This window comes from Petrocella sp. FN5, from assembly GCF_029210395.1.
Lineage (GTDB): Bacteria > Bacillota > Clostridia > Lachnospirales > Vallitaleaceae > Petrocella.
In genome coordinates this window covers 1-1,481 of the sequence record NZ_JARGDP010000178.1, presented here as the reverse complement: position 1 = coordinate 1,481, position 1,481 = coordinate 1, and the positions used below count along the sequence as shown (strand labels likewise).

Below are 1,481 nucleotides of genomic sequence, written 5' to 3'. Positions count from 1 at the left end.
TTGTCGTCCTTATATTTGCATTACTAAAAAGCCTAGAGAACTAAGCTATAAAGTGATGTTCTAATACATAATCTAAAAGTTAAAACATAGCTGTCGCCACCTAGGGCGTGAAGTCTTGAACCATAGGCGGATGCCTTCTCGTGCATAAGAAAGTATCCCGGCAATTCCTTTTGCTATGCGATAATAGTTAAAACGTACTTTTTCTTTTATAGGGTCAGCGGTTTCAATGACGGCAACTTTTAGGATATTTGATTCGGATTTAGCTGTCATATGAGCTAGAAAGGCCATGCATAGTGTCATATAAAAATTTAAAGCATTTATGGCTACGAGCTTTCTGATGCGGAAGTTTTCTAATTGGAAGATCTGCTTCTTGCTGCGGAAATATTCCTCGATACGCCAACGACTAAAGTATAGCTTTGCTACTTCTAAGACATCCTCTTTTGACCTGATTTCTTTATTAGTTGCAAGCATCATGGGATGCTCAGTAATGCCATACACCAATACAAGATAGATATCTTTTCTGGAGGCTGTAATCTGTACTTTAACATGCGAAAGATATGCTTGGTGCGTTTCACCTTTATAGAACAAGGGCATTCTAATCTTTCCTTTGCGTCGATTGCGTAGCTCAGTGGCTTTGGTCCATTTGTTGTGATAGAGAAGTTTTCTGTTAGCTGTTAAACGAATGACATAATCCTGATTCAACGCATCCATCTTTAGAAACATTTTATTGTCATCATAGCCCCTGTCCATGACATAAGTAGCTTTCTCAAACAGCTCTGAACCTTGTTCCATGGCAGCGAAAGTATAGGAATTGGTAGATTTGAAGTTCTTCTGTTTTGAAGAGTGAATTTCAGAAAAGAAGCTTATAGGATGGTCGCTAGTAGTTAAGACGCAAGCTTCTGTGATGTGGTAGCCTTTTTTATAGACATTTTTTGTTTTGGTACTTTCCGAACCGTCACGAACGAGACCTAAAGCTTCAAACTTATAACCGTCTGGTTTAGTAATATCAGAATCGTCTATATGAATAACAGGATTAGAAGGAACCAAGTTACGAATAGAGTTAAGATAGGAAAGCCGCGCATCATCCGGTACACCCTTAAGAAGATGTTTGGATAAACGTTCAACAGCATTTACTTTTTTAATATTTTCATGAAGTTGGTCAACCACATCTGTTAATAGGCAACTTTTAGCCGCTAACATACCGTAGGTCATATCAGCAAGGAATTTACGATCAGGTTTTAAAAGATTTTTAGAAAACTTATTTGAGAAAGATAGAATTTCACGTTTCATTGCATAGGTATTTGTAGTAGAATTAGACATAAGGAATTCCTTTCTTTATTGTTTAGCGTAGATTTTGTGTCGATACTTAATTCTACTACAAAAAGAATAGGAATTCCTTATATTTAAGGCATTTTTATAAATCTGTTTATATCCGTACTGGTATCTTATATGGTTTGTGGATAAAAGTGCGGAAACTCAAG

1 protein-coding gene is annotated in these 1,481 nt (G+C 36.5%); it reads right to left on the bottom strand.

Annotation, left to right across the window (positions count from 1 at the left end):
* Positions 1–72: 72 nt before the first annotated feature.
* Positions 73–1,320: a transposase gene (locus P0N36_RS15310; RefSeq protein ID WP_275843757.1), complete on the bottom strand. Its 1,248-nt coding sequence runs from the start codon at positions 1,318–1,320 to the stop codon at positions 73–75.
* Between the last annotated feature and the right edge of the window lie 161 nt (positions 1,321–1,481).